The organism is Nocardia sp. NPDC060255, assembly GCF_042727395.1.
Lineage (GTDB): Bacteria > Actinomycetota > Actinomycetes > Mycobacteriales > Mycobacteriaceae > Nocardia.
Genome location: NZ_JBHXAU010000018.1, coordinates 98,869 through 112,327 on the forward strand (window position 1 = coordinate 98,869; position 13,459 = coordinate 112,327).

Sequence of the window (13,459 nt, forward strand, 5' to 3'; positions counted from 1 at the left end):
TCGTATTGAGAGCTCAGCCCACCTTGCCGGACATGTCGTACTCCTGGTAGATCTGGGCGGCGTTTTCCGGAGTCACGCGCGTCGTCGACAGCACCTGCTTCTTCTCGACCGACTGGTTGTGCAGCAGCTTCACCAAGGTGTCGACCGCTTGTTCGGCACCGGTCGGATACACGAATGTGGTCAGCAGCTGGCCGTTTTGGACCGCGCGGATGCCGCCGGTGGGGATGGCGAGGCCGTCTACCCCGATGATCTGGATGGACCCGGCCTTGCCCGCGCCCTGGATGGCGAGTTGGGCGCCGAGCGCCATGTCGTCGTTGTGCGCGTAGACGAGGCCGATCTTGTCACCCTTGGACAGCCATTGCTGCATGACCGTGGTGGCGTTGGCCTTCAGCCATTTGGCTTCCTGCTCCTCGATGATGGTGAGGTTGTGGCCCGCGATGGCGTCGCGGAAACCCTTGTCGCGGTCGATCTGTGGCTGATCGGACAGGATGCCGCGGAGCTCGACGACGTTGCCGCCGTTGGGCAGCGCCTGCACGGCCGCCTCGCCGGCCAGCTTGCCGATGGCGTAGTTGTCGCCGCCGATGAACGCGCTGTAGCAGTCGGTGCTGACGGTACGGTCGAGGATAATCACCGGGATCTTCGCGTCGCAGGCTTGCTGCACGGCGGCGGTGAGCGGTGCGGGTTCGTTGGGCGAGACGATGAGCGCGTTGACCTTCTGCTGGATGAAGGTTTGCACCTGACTGACCTGCGTCGCGCTGTCCTGGTGCGCATCGGTGATGGGGAGCAGTTTGAGGTCGGGGTGCTGCTTGGCGAAGTACTGCAGCTGCAGGTTCAGTTGCGCACGGTAGGGCTCGGCATTGTTCGACTGCGAGTAGCCGACGACGAACTGGCCGCCGTCGGAGGGGCTCGGTGGGCTGGACGCGCAGGCCGTAGCTGCGACGGCCGCCGTACACAGCGCGATCGCCATGAGAACCGAGCGACGAGTGGATGACATGTGTACTCCTGGAACGGATTTGGATGGGAGGACTCCGGCGCACTGGCCTCGGTCGGGAACGGCATCGGGTGCCGTTCGCTTACTCGCGGTTGACGATCTCCGGTCGCCGGGGTAGCCACCGCGCGATCGGCCCGCTGAGACCGCGGAAGAAGCCGGGTCGCTGCAGCACCACGGCGACCACGACGATCAGGCCCTTGATGATCAGCTGCAGGTTGTCGCTGACCGCGTTCAGGCCGAGCACGTTGTCGAGCAGGGTCAGGATGAGCGCCCCGACGAAAGTGCCGGTGATGGTGCCCTTTCCGCCCGCCAGGCTGGCACCGCCGATGACCGCGGCGGCGATGGCGTCCAGCTCGTACCCGGCACCGGCCAGTGGGTCGCCTGACGCGCGATAGGCGGCGTCGATCGGTCCGGCGAATCCGGCGAGCATCCCGGACAGGGTGAACACCGCGATCACGACCAGCGTCACGTTGACACCGGAAAGTCTTGCGGCAGTCGGATTTCCGCCGACCGCGTAGATGTGCCGGCCGAAGGTGGTCTTGGACAGCACGAGCTGAGCGACGATGCAGACGCCGACCAGAGCGAGTACCGGATAAGGGATCCCGGACGTACCGAACAGCGGCAGCCAGGTCCCTTTGAACAGGGTGTGGCCGGGCGTACCGAGCAGCGCGAACTCGGACGAGGTGGGAGTGAGGTGCCCGTTCTCGTCGTACACGGCAGTGCCGACCGCGACATTGCCGGAAACCTGCCGATCGATCCCGCGGACTATCGACAGCATCGCCAACGTCATGACAAAGGACTGGATCCGTAACACGGTGGTACCCAACCCATTACATAGCCCGAAGAACGCCCCGACCGCCGCGCAGGCCGGAATGATCAACCACGGGTCGAGATTGTGGTCGACCAGCAGCATCGCGGCGGTCATCGAGCCGATGCCGAGGATCGACCCCACGGACAGATCGATGCCCGCCGTGATGATCACCAGGGTGACCCCGACCGCGAGAATGCCGCGCGAGGAGAACGCGGTGATGGCGTTGGTGATGTTGGTCTGGTTCCAGAAGTACTGCCCCTTGGTACTGATCCCGATGACGATCACCAGCAGCAGGCCGATATATCCTTGGGCCGCACCGAGATACGGCGTCAGCCGGGTCAGCCGCGACCACCCGCGCGCCGCGCGGGAACCCTGGTCATCGGTGGGCAGCGGGTCGGTCATGCGTGGTCCTCTCGCCGGGTGCGGATGGCGGGCGCCCTGGCCATCGCCGCCGCGAGAATCGCTTCCTGATCGAACGGCGCGCCCCGGGCGGGATCCCGGTGGAACTCCCCGGTGAGGCGTCCCTCGCAGAGCACCAGGATGCGGTCGCACATGCCGATCAGTTCGAGCAGTTCGGAGGACACCGCGAGGATCGCCGTGCCCTGCCGCGCGAGCTGGTCCATCAGGGCGTGCACCTCGGCCTTCGCGCCGACGTCGATGCCGCGGGTCGGCTCGTCCATGAGCAGCACCGACGGCTGGGTGAGCAGGCATTTGGCCAGCACGACCTTCTGCTGGTTGCCGCCGGACAGGGTGGCGACGGTGGTGGCGAGCGACGGCGTCTTCACCTTCAGCTCAGTCACTTTCGCCGCGACCGCAGCGCGTTCCCGTTTACTGTCGACCGTGCCCCACGGGCGCAGGTAGCGGTTCAGCGCGGCCAGCGAGGCGTTGAAGCGCACGCTGTTGGCGAGCATCAGGCTCTGCGCCTTGCGGTCCTCGGCGACGAGGGCGATGCCGTGCGCGATGGCGCGGCGCGGACTGCGCGGCCGATAGCGACGGCCCATCAGTTCGATCGTCGCGCTGACGCCGGTGCCCGCGCCGTAGACGGCTTCGAGTACCTCGCTGCGGCCTGCCCCCATCAGGCCTGCCAGCCCGACGATTTCGCCCTCGGCCACCTCGAACGACAAGTCGTGCAACGGCACTGCGTCGCTACCGGCGGTTGGCGTGGTCGTCAGATCGCGGACGGTCAGGCAGACCTGTCCGCCCTGGTGTTGTTCGGCGCGGCGCGGGAACAGCTCACCGAGCGGGCGGCCGACCATCAGCTGAATGAGTTCGGCGCGGTGCGTGGTCCGCATCGATCGCTGGCCGACATAGGCACCGTCGCGCAATACCGTGACGGTGTCGGCGATTTCCTCCAGCTCCTCGAGCCGGTGCGAGATATAGACGACGCCGACGCCGTGTCCGGTCAGGTTCCGGATGACGGTGAACAGCCGCGCCACCTCCGACTCGGTGAGCGCGGAGGTGGGCTCGTCCATTACCAGCACCTTCAGGTCATGGTTGAGCGCCTTCGCGACCTCGATGAGCTGTTGTTCGGCGAGGCGGCATTGCCGAACCAGCCTGCGCGGCGTCAATTCCAGGCCGACCCTGGCCAGCAGGCGGCGGGTCTGCGCCTCCATGTCGGTGCGGTCCAAGGTGCCGCGGCGGGTGCGTCGTTCCTGGCCGAGGAAGATGTTGTCGGCGATCGACAGCTCCGGCACCAGGTTCAGTTCCTGGTGGATCATCGCGATGCCGTGCCGGGTGGCGTCCTTGGGGGAGCGCAAATGCACCGGGGTGCCGTCGATTTCGATGCTGCCCGCGTCGGGGGCGAAGACGCCCGCGAGGACGTTCATCAAGGTCGATTTGCCCGCGCCGTTCTCGCCGAGCAGCGCGACCACCTCGCCACCGCGCAGCGTCAGTCGCACGCCGCGCAGCGCCTTCACGCCGGGGAATTCCTTGACGATGCCGGTCATCGCGAGCAGCGGCGGGCGAGCGTCGGTGCTGGTCATGGGATTGCGTGTAGTCCGATGCGTGCCACCTGACCCCCTCCCCTTCGTCGACCGGTGGGTGCCGCCGCGAACGGTGACTGCTCCACTCAGTGTGACATCGGTCTCAGAAATCGAACTCTGCTACCGTAAATTTCGACTCGTCAGCCGTCAAGGTCATTGAGTGCCAGCAAAATCCGGGGGCGGGCGAGCGACGGTTACTTCGGGTCGGCGCGCCCGTGTCGACGGTAACCGGACTGTCATCGACGCGTCATGCCTCGGCGAGAGCACCACTGGGGGAGTGCTGAAAGAGGTATTCTGACAGCGCTAACGTGATTGTGGCAGTGAGGAATTCAGCGAAGGGGGATTGAATCTTGTCATGTTTTGGTGAGATGACTATCCGGCCGGGTGTGCTGTCCTATCGCGGCGGATTGTCGGTGGCGGCGATGCATGCCCATCATTCGGTTCAGGTGATGGTCGCCCGGCGCGGCGAGTTCGTCGTGTCGGATACCGCGGGAACGGAGGTGGTGTGTCGCGCGATGGTGATTCCACCGGATATCGGCCATGCGTTGCTGCAAGGCGTAGAAGAAGGCGAAATGGTCCATCTCGCCGCTGAATCCGAAGACGGCGTCGAGCTGAGCCGGATGGTGGTGCAGCCGAAATCCGCCGCGGCGTGGGTCGAGGCGGGCGACGCGCTGCTGGCCGGGCTGGGCAAAGGTGGTTGGTGGGCAGACGGATTGCCGTATGTGCGCTCGACCGTCAAGCCGATGCGACATCCCGCGCTCTCCTCGGCGTTGTGCCTGTTACCGGAGCGCATCGCGGCCGGACCGGTTCGGTTGCGGGAGTTGGCCGGTGCGGTCGGGTTGTCCGAGAGCAGGCTCTCTCATCTCTTCTCGGAGGAACTCGGGCTCGCGTTCCGGCCCTACGTGCGGTGGTTGCGGATGACTCGGGCGATCGACGAAATCGCGCTCGGGCGCAACCTCACCGAGGCCGCGCATGCGGCGGGATTCTTCGACGGTGCGCACTTCACGCGCGTGTGCAACAAGACATTCGGCATCTCGCCGGCCGTGTTGATCAGCGAGATGGCGTTCAGCGTCGAGTCGTAGCAGGTTTGTCCAAGCCATCGCGGCCGCCCGCACCGGATGATGGGTGTGCGGCGACAGCTTGGATGAGCGGAGGGGAGGACAGGAATGGGGGATTTCGGCTTCGACGTCAAGTTTGCTGTCCCAATGCCTGTCCTGTGGATTCCAATGACAAAGTCGCCGAATGTGAATGAGGTTGTCGAGGCGCGGTTCGGTGATCGGTGCTCGCGGGACGATCACCGGCCGCGCAGGGGAGGACAAATGACTGACGGATATACCGCCGAAGAACTGCGGGACCTACTGGAGGGTGGCGCTTTGGTATCCGGTTCGATCACCGATCGCGCGGCGATTCATGTGCTGCACAGCGTCGGCTTGATCGGACAGCGATTCCTCGACCGCTACATCAGCATCGAGTCCGTCGAGTTCGGCGGCGAGCAGATGAAGGCGGCGTTCATTCGCGATTGGTCCGCGCTGGCGCACCCGGAGGACGACTTTCCGTTTCTCACCATCACCGAACAGCGCGGTCTCGAGCTGGCCGCCTGTGTCGCGCTGAGTGCGGTATGCCGATCCACCGCTGACGACGTCGGCGTCGAGGATCCGCTGTCGATCCACGTGTGTAATCAGTGGCTGGGCTAGGCCTCACGCGGTGGCGGCGTCGAGCAACGCCGCCGCGGCGGCGCGCGCGTGTTTGCCGCACGCGGGGTCGTTGAACACCATCGAGCGGCTGGCGACTCCGTCGGCGAGAATCGCGAGTTGCTCACCGAGTGCGTCGGGGTGGGTCGCACCGAGTTGCCGCACCTGATCGATGACGCGTTCGGTGAAGCGCTGTTTCTGCTGCCGCGTGTAGGCGTGCACCGCGCTGTCGGGATCGGGGAACTCGGCGGCGGCATCGATGAACGGACAGCCTCGGATGGGCCCCGTGCCGGGGTCCGGCACGGTGAACAACTCCAGCAGTCGCTGTCTGGGCGGCAGATCCTGCCGATCGAGCACGCTGTCCATCGTGTGTCCGGCCTCGACGAGGTGGCGCAGGTACGCCACCACCAGCTGATCCTTGGTCGGAAAGTGTAGGTAGAGCGTGCGTTTGGAGACCGGGGCCCGCGTGGCCACCTGCTCCATGCCCGTGGTGGTGATCCCCTGTGTCTCGAACAGGGTGGTGGCCGCGGCCAGGATGCGCTCTCGTGCCCCGCGCCCGCGACGACGGGCAGTTTCTTGTTCTTCGACCACGCCTTAAGTATACGTCGCCGTTTACCTCGGCGCATTTCTCGACTATGGTCCATCGCTAGGTAAACAAAATCGTTTACTTAAGACTGCATGGACGTGAGGCGATGAACACCGATTACCAGCCCGAATACGCCGAACACCTGATCCGGGGACGACGTGCCACCCGTGCGTTTCGTCCCGACCCGGTGCCCGAGGACACGCTGCGAGCCGTCTTCTCCCTGGCCGGCGCGGCCCCTTCCAACTCCAACACCCAGCCATGGCACGTCGAGGTGGTCAGCGGCGCGGCCCGCGACCGACTCGGCGCGGCGCTGGTGGCCGCGCACGCCCGCAACAACACCTCGCTCGACTTCCCCTACAGCGACGACCTCTACCGCGGTACGTATCAGCGGCGACGGCAGTGCGCGGGCGAGCGGCTGTACTCGGCCGTCGGGATCGCGCGCGACGACCACGCCGCACGAGACGCCTACAACGCCAAAAGCCTGCGCTTCTACGGTGCGCCACACGTCGCGCTGCTGTTCACCGCCCCCAACGCGGAGGTGCGGATGGCCGCCGACGTCGGCATCTACGCGCAGACACTCATGCTGGCCATGACCGCGTACGGCATAGCGAGCTGCCCGCAAGGATTGCTGAGCTTCTACGCCGACACCATCCGTGCCGAGCTCGGCATTCAGGACCGAAAGATCCTGCTGGGCATCTCTTTCGGCTACGCCGACCAGTCCGCCGCGGCCAACACCGTCACCGTGCCGCGCGCCGAGCTCGGCGAGACGACCCGATTCCACTCATGACCGGTTATTAACTCCGCGGTTAATGCGACGTTGCCCGATTCATCGTTGTTCGGTGGTCGGGCGGCGGCGATTCTGGGTGCTCGGGCGGAAATGTTCGCCCGAGCGCGATACCAGAGAAAGACGGGACCATGAACATCCAATCCCCAACGGCCGTACCGGATCGCCCGGAATTGCAGCAGCTCATCGAGGAGATCGTCGAGACCGGTTTCGTCGGGTTGACGCTGCGGGTGCACGACGAGCGGGGTGCATGGGCCGGCAGCGCCGGGGTGAGCGAGCTCGGCGCAGCGGCGCGGCCGTCCACGAATGGCCATGTCCGGATCGGCAGCAACACCAAGACTTTCACCGCGACCCTGGTGCTGCAATTGGTGGCCGAGGGCACGATCGAGCTGGACGCTCCGGCAGCGGACTACCTGCCCGAGTTCGGGCTGGACCGGCGGATCACCGTGCGAATGCTATTGCAGCACACCAGCGGCATCTTCAATTTCACCGGCGAGTACTACGAGGACGGGACGTTCGCACCCGGTATCACCTGGGCCGGGCAGGAGTGGGTGGACAACCGGTTCAAGACGTATCAGCCCGAGGAACTGGTGCGGCTGGCGTTGGCCAAGCCCGCGCGATTCGAGCCCGGGACGGACTGGAGTTACGCCAACACCAACTACGTACTGGCCAGGCTGTTGATCGAAAAGGTCACCGGCCGACCGATTGCCGAGGAGACGCAGCAGCGGATCCTGGGTCCGCTCGGGTTGTCGGGCACCGTGGTGCCGGGGACCTCGACGGAGCTTCCCGAACCGCATGCGCACGCCTACTACCGGTATGTGGAAGGGGGCCAAGAGAAGACGGTCGACGTCACCAGCCAGAATCCCTCGTGGATCTCGGCGGGCGGTGACATGATCTCGACCACTGCGGATCTGCACACCTTCATTTCCGCGCTGGTGGACGGCAAACTGCTGCCTGCGCCGCTGCTGGCCGAGATGTTCACACCGCATCCCAAAGTCGGTTATGGGCTGGGGGTTTTCGTGCAGGACACCGGTCACGGTGGCACCGTCATCACGCACAACGGTGGCATCGCGGGGAACGGGGCGCTGATGTACAGCACGCCCGATGGCAGTACGACACTGACCGCCGCATTGAACTATGTCGACGACGCCGACCTGTCGCTGTCGGCGGCATTCCAGACGGCGACGAAGCGACTTGTCGACGAGGTGTTCGGGCGGAGTCGGCTCGGGCACTAGCCGCGACCTGTTCATTCCCGTACAAATCGTCGCCTCGGTGAAGCGCGCTTCGCCGAGCTGACGGCGCGGGTGCCTAGTGCCATGTCAGGGCATGTCAGTTCGGTGACAGCGCGGTGTAAGCCGGGACAGCGACGGTATTCACGTGAACAGCACAGCAATCGCCACTTCCGGGATGCGGAACGCCTACGAGGACACCTCGATCCTCGACCGCATCGATCTCGGTGCGTACCCGGTGTTGCGCGCGGAATGGCTCGACCGGCGCGCTCGCGTGAGGCGGTATCTGCGTGGTGATCACGCCGTCGCGCAGCTGATCCGCTTCGCGCTGGTCGGCGGTGTCAGCAACATTTCCTATGTGCTGCTGTTCATGATGCTGAGCGGGACCGGACCGCTGGTCGCCAATATCGCAGGCTCGATCGTCAGCACGGTGATCGCGAACGAACTGCACCGGCAGCTCACCTTTCGCGCGGCCGGCCGGGTCGGCTGGTTCACCGCGCAGTGGGAAGGCGGGGGACTAGCGCTGATCGGCCTGCTGATCAGCACGGCGGCCTTGGCCGGGCTCGCGTTCTGGGCGCCCGGGCTCGGCTCGCTCGCGCAGGCGAGTGCGGTAATCGCCATCATGGCGGCGGTCGGCGGCATGCGCTTCGTGGCGCTGCGGGGTTTCGTCTTCTGAAATGCCCTGTCGCGCAGCACCATGGATAAGCTGCCGGGTGGGCCGTCGCACGCGTCGACGGACCCGCTACCGGGAGGTCCTGATGACCAGCAAGTTCACCGAGCTTGCGATCGACTGCGCCGATCCCCTCGGCCTCGCCCAGTTCTGGTGTGCGGTACTCGGTTACGAGGTGCAGGACGAAGAGGACGGACTCGTCACCATCGGCTCCCCGCTGATGCCGGAGGGCAAGGCCCGTCCCGGCCCGGTCCCGCCGACGTTGACCTTCGCCCGCGTGCCCGAAGGCAAGACCGTCAAGAACCGGCTACACCTCGACGTCAACCCCACCGACCGAGAACAGGACGAAGAGGTCCGCCGCCTGCTCGACCTAGGGGCCCGACCTGCCGACATCGGCCAAGGCAAGGTGAGCTGGGTCGTCCTGCTCGACCCGGAGGGCAACGAGTTCTGCGTCCTCGCCAGCCGCCACCCCTGATCACCGCAGTCGAAAGCGGATACCCGCGTGGCATGTTCGACACCGCCCCACTTGTACCCCCGCGTCCGGGAACCCCGTCGCCGCACGACAATTCGATCGGCGGCGCACTGTGTCCCTCTAGATGTTCTCCGCTGCACGGAGTTGGGCGAACCAAGTCGTGATGGATCGCTTGTAGCCTTCCGGCATGTTCAAGCCCGCTACCTCGTCTGCACCGAACAGCCCGACCTCCTTGTGCTCGTGCGACAAGATCGGCTCCGCGTCGGTGTCCGGGTAACAGCCGTACGTCACGATGAACACATGCTTCTCAACCGAGCTGATGTAGTAGATCCATGAGTCGAGAATTGGCCCGGTGGTAACCGGCCACTGCGTCTCCTCGGTGATCTCCCGAGCCACGCATTCCTCAGGCGTTTCGTTGGGTTCGATTCTGCCGCCCGGCAATTCCCATTCCTCGCGCTCGTTCTTCAGCAGCAGCACCTGACCGTCGCGGACAACCACGCCTTTAACTGAAATCGAGTACATGTGCGGCACGTAACCGAAGGCAGTCATGCCGCGACGCTAGCACCGCCATCGCCTAGGAGCTGCTGGTCGGCGTTGACGGTTTGCCAGTGGACACCCCACTGGCCTGCACCGCTAGGGGTGGCGGGAGAACGCGACGGCTAACTTGACGTTGGGGTGAGGGCGATTCTGCCGAAAACCTTGCCTGCTTCCATTTTTTGGTGGGCCAGTACGGCCTGGTTCAGGGAAAGTATCTCGTGGACAACTGCTTCGAGTTCGTTGCGGGTGGCGGCGGCGAAGAGTTCGGCGGTTGCGGTGCGGCGGTCGGGTAGGGAGACGGTGTCGGCGCTGAAAGTGGCGAAGGACAGGGACTTTTGGAAGCGGGGGATCATCGGTGCGCCGAAGTCGGCAGGTGGCATGCCTGCCATTGCGCCGACGACCACCATGCGGCCGTTGGGCTCGAGTTTGGTGAAGAAGGATGGCAGGTCTGGGCCGGCGACGATGTCGATTATTACGTCATAGGCTGTGGGAGCGTCGTTTTCGCCGTGCCCGGCGCGGTCGAGCACATGGGTCGCGCCGAGCTTGCGTAGGCGATCGCCGCGTTCGGCCGACGAGGTGGTTACCGCGACTGCGCTGGCGCCGCCACGCGCTGCGAGCTGGACCACCATGACGCCGATGCCGCCGGCTGCGCCGCGCACCAATACCGACTCGCCGCGCGCGAAATGGGCATGGCGCAAAGCGAAGTGGGCCACCATGGCGGAGCTGCCGAGTGTCACTGCGGCAACGGACGACAAGGTTTCCGGGATGGGGACGAGGGTTTCGGCCGCGGCGATAGCGCGCTCGGCGTAGCCGCCGTTCACCCCGGTGAACCCCCACACGCGCTGACCGATCCACGTCGGGTCGACGCCGTCACCTACTTCGGACACGGTGCCCGCGACCTCTTGGCCGGGGATGCGACCCGGCTCAGCTCCGTAGGCGGCCAGCGCGCCACTTCGGATCAGGGCGTCGACGCCGCCGACGCCGCTCGCCTCGGTCGCGATCAGCACTTCGTCGACGCCTGGTTTCGGGTCGGGGAGGTCGACGACCGTGAGGGTCTCCGGACCGCCGAATGTTTGGGCCATCACTGCTTTCACTGGTGTCTCCGTGTTCTTTTCGAGCGAAGCTGACCAGCGGACCGTAACGGACACCACCGTCCGTTTAGCTAAAGTGAGAGAGGTGACCACTCGTTTGCCTCACACCTTGCGTTCGGATGCTCGGGACAACCGCGAACGCATCCTCGAGGAGGCTCGCGCGGTGTTCGTCACCGACGGCCTCGACGTGCCGATCCGGGAGATCGCCCGCCGCGCCGGCGTCGGGCCCGCCACCCTCTACCGGCATTTCCCGACCAAGGAGCTGCTGGTCGCCGAGGCGTTCACCGACCAGATGCGCGCCTGCCGGTCCATCGTCGATGACGGACTCGCCGACCCGGATCCCTGGCACGGCTTCTGCCGCGCGGTCGAGAATCTCTGTGAACTGCAGGCCCGCGACCAGGGCTTCACCGCGGCCTTCATGTCCACCTTCCCGCACGCGATGGACTTCGCCGCGATCCGCACGTCCTCGCTGACCGGCGCCGCCGAGCTGATCCGCCACGCCAAGGACACCGGTCGCCTGCGCCCCGAGATCGTGCTGGACGACCTGATCCTGATGATCATGGCCAACAACGGCATTCAAGCGAGCACACCGGCGGCCCGAGTCGCCGCCTCCCGGCGCTTCGCCGCGCTGCTGATCCAGGCCTTCGAAGTCTCCCCCGTGTCCACGCCGCTGCCGCCGGTGCCACGATTGACTCCGTTATGGCCCAAGTGATCTCGTCGCTTCCGCGAGTTCCGGGTAGTCCGGGATCGGCCAGGCACCCCCTCGGTCCTCTTTCGCGAACCTCGCGACGAGCTCAGGGATGTGCAGCGAGCAAGCCACGGTTGTGAGGGCGTGGAAGGCGTCGATGCCGAGCTGGTGTGTCGGCATGCCGAGTCGCAGCAGGCCTGGTTTCACGGTGGCCTGGATCTCGTCGACGAACGGCCGCAGCACGGTGTCGTAGTTCGCCAAAGCGCCAGACAGGTCGTGCGGATGCCGGTTGATCTCGCCCGCCAGGACGTACGCGCCGACCAACGCGCCGGAGACGCCCATGCCGCTGTAGGGGGACGCGCAGTGCGCGGCATCGCCGACCAAAGCGACGCGGCCCTTGGACCAGGTGTCCGTGCGCACCTGCAGAACCTCCTGCGAGTAGAAGCTTTCGGTCGTCTCCATGCCTTCGAGGAACCGCTCGGTCTGCCAGCCCGCATCGCGGAACTTCTCGGTCCAGAACTGCTTCTGACGTTCGACCGGCTCGCGGTGGATGGCCGAGGCTTCCTCGGACGTTTCCCGCAGGACGAAATAGACCTGGGTCTCGGCCGGATTGTGGCTGCGGCGCATGATCATTCGGCCGCGCGGGGCATGGTAGGTGTCGCGGATGTTGCCGTCCGAGGCGATGCGCGGAATGAACCAGTAAGCCATGTGGATGCCCACCGGCCAGTACGGGTCGGCGGAATCGTAGGGCAGGATGGCTCGACGGATGCGTGATCCCTGGCCGTCCGCGCCGACCAGCAGGTCGAATTCGCCGGACGTGCCGTCGGAGAAGTGGGCGACGACGCGCTCGTCGTGCTGCTGGAAGCGGTCGACGCGCACGCCGAAGACATAGTTCACGTCGTCGTTCGTCGCGTCGTGCAGGAGGCGGACCAGGTCGCCGCGCATGATCTCGTACTCCGACGTCAGCGTCTGCCGACCCTGGCCGGAGGTGTTGGCCATGATCGTCCCGCGCGTTTTGCCCTGGGCGTTCACGAACGAGACGCCCGCTTCGTCCACGAGCTTGCTGCGGACGATCTCGAGCAGGCCCATCCGTTCGATGGCGTCGATGCCCTGGCCGCGCAGGTCGACCTGCGCGCCGGTGGCGCGGAGTGCGGGGAAGCGTTCGACGACGGTGACCTGGTGCCCGCCGCGGGCGAGCCAGAAGGCCAGTGCCTGCCCGGCGATGCCGCCGCCGCAGATGAGCACTTTCAGGGACGGAGCTGTTGATTCGAAGGCCATGTCAGCCTCCTTTTCTATCGATGATAGGTTGACTTTTTACATGGTTGCCTATCGCTGATAGATTGTCAATGTGGCCAAGCTGAACCGGGAAAATGTCATCGCCGAGGCGCTCGATCTGCTGGACGAGGTCGGGCTGGACGCCGTCAGTACGCGGCAGCTGGCGAAGCGACTGAACGTCGAGCAGCCGTCGCTCTACTACCACTTCCGCAAGAAGGAGGACCTGCTCGGCGCGATGGCCGAGGCCGCGATGGCGCCGCACACGGCGGAGCCGCTGCCGACGCCCGCCGACGACTGGCGTGCGTGGTTCCTCGAGAACATGCGCAGCTTCCGGCGGACGCTGCTGATGCGTCGCGACGGGGCTCGCCTGCACGCCGGAAGTCGGCCTGGGGCAACGGATCTCGACCGGCTTGCGCAGAAGATGGCGTTTCTGATCGCGTCCGGCGTGCCGGAGCGGGATGCGCAGATGGCGATGTTGGCTGCGGGGCGTTACACGGTTGGTGCGGTGTTGGAAGAGCAGGCGGACGCTGAAATCGGTCGCAGCGCAGACGATCTGGCGGAGCTGCCGCAGTTTGATCCCGAGGCGGCGTTCGAGGCGGGGCTGGCGCTCATCGTGGACGGCTTGGCGTGGCAGGTCGAGCGCGCTTAGTTA

15 protein-coding genes are annotated in these 13,459 nt (G+C 65.8%); 8 read left to right on the top strand and 7 right to left on the bottom strand.

All coding sequences use genetic code 11. From position 1 onward, the window contains the following. Positions 1–13 precede the first annotated feature (13 nt). The 3 genes from ACFWF1_RS29005 to ACFWF1_RS29015 form a co-directional block, all read right to left on the bottom strand. Positions 14–994 carry a substrate-binding domain-containing protein gene (locus tag ACFWF1_RS29005; protein WP_379288344.1) on the bottom strand — a complete coding sequence of 327 codons (981 nt, stop codon included), beginning with the start codon at positions 992–994 and terminating at the stop codon, positions 14–16. 79 nt (positions 995–1,073) lie between these two features. Next, positions 1,074–2,204 (bottom strand): ABC transporter permease, encoded by a 1,131-nt coding sequence (locus ACFWF1_RS29010; protein WP_379288342.1) that lies wholly within the window; start codon positions 2,202–2,204, stop codon positions 1,074–1,076. Continuing rightward, positions 2,201–3,784: a sugar ABC transporter ATP-binding protein gene (locus ACFWF1_RS29015; protein WP_379288340.1), complete on the bottom strand. Its 1,584-nt coding sequence runs from the start codon at positions 3,782–3,784 to the stop codon at positions 2,201–2,203. The genes ACFWF1_RS29010 and ACFWF1_RS29015 overlap by 4 nt, the downstream gene beginning before the upstream one ends. Before the next feature lie 368 nt (positions 3,785–4,152). Between ACFWF1_RS29015 and ACFWF1_RS29020 the strand changes: the two genes are divergently transcribed. Beyond that, positions 4,153–4,866 (top strand): helix-turn-helix transcriptional regulator, encoded by a 714-nt coding sequence (locus ACFWF1_RS29020; RefSeq protein WP_379288338.1) that lies wholly within the window; start codon positions 4,153–4,155, stop codon positions 4,864–4,866. A gap of 237 nt (positions 4,867–5,103) precedes the next feature. After that, entirely contained in the window at positions 5,104–5,478 is a 375-nt protein-coding gene (locus tag ACFWF1_RS29025; protein WP_379288336.1) for a hypothetical protein, read from the top strand. A 3-nt stretch (positions 5,479–5,481) separates the two neighbouring features. On the opposite strand, the gene ACFWF1_RS29030 is transcribed toward ACFWF1_RS29025, so the two are convergent. Beyond that, positions 5,482–6,066, bottom strand: a complete 585-nt coding sequence (locus tag ACFWF1_RS29030) for a TetR/AcrR family transcriptional regulator (RefSeq protein WP_379288335.1) — start codon at positions 6,064–6,066, stop codon at positions 5,482–5,484. Positions 6,067–6,167: 101 nt separating this feature from the next. On the opposite strand from ACFWF1_RS29030, the gene ACFWF1_RS29035 reads away from it, so the two are divergent. From ACFWF1_RS29035 to ACFWF1_RS29050, 4 genes are all read left to right on the top strand, one after another. After that, positions 6,168–6,848, top strand: a complete 681-nt coding sequence (locus tag ACFWF1_RS29035; RefSeq protein ID WP_379288334.1) for a nitroreductase — start codon at positions 6,168–6,170, stop codon at positions 6,846–6,848. 128 nt (positions 6,849–6,976) lie between these two features. Continuing rightward, positions 6,977–8,080 (top strand): serine hydrolase domain-containing protein, encoded by a 1,104-nt coding sequence (locus ACFWF1_RS29040; RefSeq protein WP_379288332.1) that lies wholly within the window; start codon positions 6,977–6,979, stop codon positions 8,078–8,080. A 142-nt stretch (positions 8,081–8,222) separates the two neighbouring features. Continuing rightward, positions 8,223–8,750, top strand: coding sequence for a GtrA family protein (locus ACFWF1_RS29045; RefSeq protein WP_379288330.1), 528 nt, complete (start codon positions 8,223–8,225; stop codon positions 8,748–8,750). Between the two features lie 82 nt (positions 8,751–8,832). Then, on the top strand, positions 8,833–9,219 hold the full coding sequence (locus ACFWF1_RS29050) for a VOC family protein (protein ID WP_379288329.1): 387 nt from the start codon (positions 8,833–8,835) through the stop codon (positions 9,217–9,219). Positions 9,220–9,336: 117 nt separating this feature from the next. Here the strand turns inward: ACFWF1_RS29050 and ACFWF1_RS29055 are convergent, their stop codons facing one another. Together ACFWF1_RS29055 and ACFWF1_RS29060 are read right to left on the bottom strand one after the other, a co-directional pair. After that, positions 9,337–9,765 carry an NUDIX domain-containing protein gene (locus tag ACFWF1_RS29055; protein ID WP_379288327.1) on the bottom strand — a complete coding sequence of 143 codons (429 nt, stop codon included), beginning with the start codon at positions 9,763–9,765 and terminating at the stop codon, positions 9,337–9,339. Between the two features lie 110 nt (positions 9,766–9,875). Then, on the bottom strand, positions 9,876–10,847 hold the full coding sequence (locus ACFWF1_RS29060) for a zinc-binding dehydrogenase (protein ID WP_379288325.1): 972 nt from the start codon (positions 10,845–10,847) through the stop codon (positions 9,876–9,878). Positions 10,848–10,929: 82 nt separating this feature from the next. Here ACFWF1_RS29060 and ACFWF1_RS29065 point away from each other — a divergent pair, with 82 nt between their 5' ends. Further along, on the top strand, positions 10,930–11,556 hold the full coding sequence (locus ACFWF1_RS29065) for a TetR/AcrR family transcriptional regulator (protein ID WP_379288323.1): 627 nt from the start codon (positions 10,930–10,932) through the stop codon (positions 11,554–11,556). Here the strand turns inward: ACFWF1_RS29065 and ACFWF1_RS29070 are convergent. Next, positions 11,542–12,810, bottom strand: coding sequence for an FAD-dependent oxidoreductase (locus ACFWF1_RS29070; RefSeq protein ID WP_379288321.1), 1,269 nt, complete (start codon positions 12,808–12,810; stop codon positions 11,542–11,544). The two genes, ACFWF1_RS29065 and ACFWF1_RS29070, sit on opposite strands and share 15 nt — an antisense overlap. Positions 12,811–12,880: 70 nt before the next feature. Between ACFWF1_RS29070 and ACFWF1_RS29075 the strand changes: the two genes are divergently transcribed. Further along, positions 12,881–13,456: a TetR/AcrR family transcriptional regulator C-terminal domain-containing protein gene (locus ACFWF1_RS29075; RefSeq protein WP_379288319.1), complete on the top strand. Its 576-nt coding sequence runs from the start codon at positions 12,881–12,883 to the stop codon at positions 13,454–13,456. Positions 13,457–13,459: the final 3 nt, after the last annotated feature.